We start from the raw sequence: 2,646 nt of genomic DNA on the forward strand, positions 1-2,646 counted from the left end.
CTGGGGTCCGGCGCCTCGATCGCCGTGCCCCACCACATACCATCAGTTCGAGATTTCATCCCGGCAGCCTGCCTCACGATCCCCCGCTTGTCGCGCCGGATCGAGGCGCAGAGCCACTGAACCCAGGCTGGTGCCGTTGCTGAGGCGTTACTCGCCCAAGCCGACACGGATGGCGAACCGCTCGGCAGCACCAATGAGTGTGGAACGTCACGTAATTCCCCACCAGCAGCGTCAACTTCCCCAGCCAAGCGTTCGAGCACAGCGGACGGACGTCGTCTGGTCTCTCACGCGAAAAATCGCGGAGACGGTCTGCGGACCTTCGTATCTTGGCGCCATGACGAACGAGAAAGAGCCGCGGCGCTATGTGAACCGCTGGGGCGATGCATCGGATCCGGTCCCAGGCCGGGGCGGGTCCCGCCAGGACATCTGCTCGTGCCTTGACCAGTCCAGGCCTCACCCGCGAGCCCGAGTCGGATTTCACACCGAGCGCCAGGACACCTCCGCTCCGGGCTGGCAGCGTCTGCTAGAGCTGATTGACGAGGCCGCCGCCGACGGACGCGAAGAGTTCCGCCCTCTGGTGGACCTCACCCCGGAAGAGCGGCGCCAGATCATTACCTTGCCGCCGAACATCGCCCGGCTGAGGGCGGTCAAGCGCCTCGTGCTCTACGGCAGCAACCTGGTCCGGATCCCGCCCGAGATCGGAGCCATGACCAGCCTGGAAGAGTTCACGCCCTACACCTCATACCGGCTGCACTGGTTCCCCTACGAGATCACCCGATGCCGGAAGCTGACCCGCAGCACGGTCAGTACACGGGCATTGTTCGGCAACTACAAGCTGCGACCGCCCTTCCCGCAGCTGCAGCCTTCCCCGGGCTGCGTCACGAACCTCGACCTGCAAAACCTGGATCCCCGGCGCTGGGGCACCACCGCCGTCCACAACTGCAGTGTCTGCGAACGCCCGCTCGAATCGAGCGGACTCCATCAGGCGTGGATCTCCCTGCGCGTGGCCACCGACGTACTGCCCCTGCTGGTCAGCGCCTGCTCAGCGGCGTGTGTCGCCGCGCTGCCCAGCGGGCCTCACGGCTACATCCCTACACCCCACAGAGGCGGCCGAGTCGACCAGCCGGCGTCCGACTGGGACTGACCCAGCCGAGCACCGATTCGCCCGCTGTTCGGCCAGAGAAACGACTACATTCGCGTGATTGAAGCTCGAACGGACGGGCGAGGAAACTGACGCTACCAATGGGGAAATACGTGACCGTCGACACCAATGAGCAGCTACACGACAGGGTTCGTACTGCCAAGACGGAGTCCCTCCACCCATAGCCCGCCGATGAACCGGGGGCACAGGACAGGACCTCCAGGCGCGCGCAGAACAGCAACAATCAAAGATCTGCGGGTCAAGCTGACGCCGTCAGTCGCCAGACCTGCCCCAAAAGTTCCGAAGAGCTCGATGGATTCCTCGTCCGACAGCGGGCGCACGGTGTGGTCATCGTCGTACGCCTCAGTGTCAATCACCTCCCACACGTCGATGATCGTGTGTGTTCCTTCGCTGCCGAAAGTCTCGTCTTCCCATAGGTCATCGAGGTCGTCAACGAAGGTGAACGACTGGCCTGCGAGCTGCAGCCCGTGCCCGTAGGTTCCATGGACGAAGAGCCTGTCGAACTCGCGCTGTCGCACGGCGACCAAGGCCGCCGCGATATCTCCGGCATAAGACTCGATGTACTGCCACGATGACGCGCCCACTCCAGCTCCTGCCCATCCCCGGCCCCTGACCGTCGGCACGGACCCGTCGGCTCAGCAAGCGCGGCGGGCGACAGCGCTGATCGTCCAGCTCTTCTCCACCAGGAGGCGCATGTCCTCGTAGCGGTGGCCGGCTGGTTCGACCGTGGAGAGATGACCCCGTAGATCACCCCGATGCACTCATGCAGGCCCAGGAGGAAGCAGCCGCTGACAACTTCCTGCCCGGCGGGGAATGCGCACCACTGTCCCGGCCGGTTGTCCCGGTGCCCCGAACCAGAAAGCAACAAGGGGGTCCTGCCTGGTCAGGCACCCAGACTGCCCTTCTCGGGACAGCGAGCGGGACAGCGGCCGGGACAGGCGAGCAGGCCGTGGCGCAGGTGGCGGAGCGAGCCGAGGACGAGCCGCTGCCCGCGACGTACCGCAGCGCCGAGGCACGCAAGCGCGACATCCGACCGTGTACCTACGACACGACCGCAAGTACCTCCTACAGCGCTCCAGGGCCAAGGGCGTCCCCGTTCCGGACAGCATCACGAACGGCACAGTCACCTGCCTCCGAGCCAGAACTCCAGTCATGGCTCAAGACCCGGAGCGCGGCCGGCGACTGTGGAGCCGCCCCCGTTCGAGGAGTTCGACGAACCGTGGAACCTGACCGAGTGGACCGAACCTGAGTCGCCTCCCAGTGAGGAGCTGATCGAGGCGGACATCGGTCACCTACAGGCGCTCCCGCGCCCAGTGGGTGGTGACCGGTCAGCAGTTGCCGAGCCGTCGCACGCGACCGAACCGGTCACGTCTACCCCGACGTCAACGCCAACTCCGAAACCCCGGTCACCGCAGCCGTCCCGGCGCACGCGCACGGGGGAATCGAGGATGTTCCGGAGCCCGTGATCGCCACTGGCCCGGCAA

The 2,646-nt window shown here is 65.8% G+C and carries 2 protein-coding genes; one reads left to right on the forward strand and one right to left on the reverse strand.

The window, feature by feature from the left end:
- Nucleotides 1-334 precede the first annotated feature (334 nt).
- A complete protein-coding gene (locus ACZ67T_RS42310) occupies nt 335-1,144 on the forward strand; it encodes a leucine-rich repeat domain-containing protein (protein ID WP_469991894.1) in 810 nt (269 codons plus the stop codon).
- Nucleotides 1,145-1,278: 134 nt separating this feature from the next.
- Here the strand turns inward: ACZ67T_RS42310 and ACZ67T_RS42315 are convergent, their stop codons facing one another.
- Nucleotides 1,279-1,746: a hypothetical protein gene (locus ACZ67T_RS42315; protein WP_469991896.1), complete on the reverse strand. Its 468-nt coding sequence runs from the start codon at nt 1,744-1,746 to the stop codon at nt 1,279-1,281.
- Nucleotides 1,747-2,646 lie beyond the last annotated feature (900 nt).

The organism is Streptomyces sp. NPDC107517 (assembly GCF_055582645.1).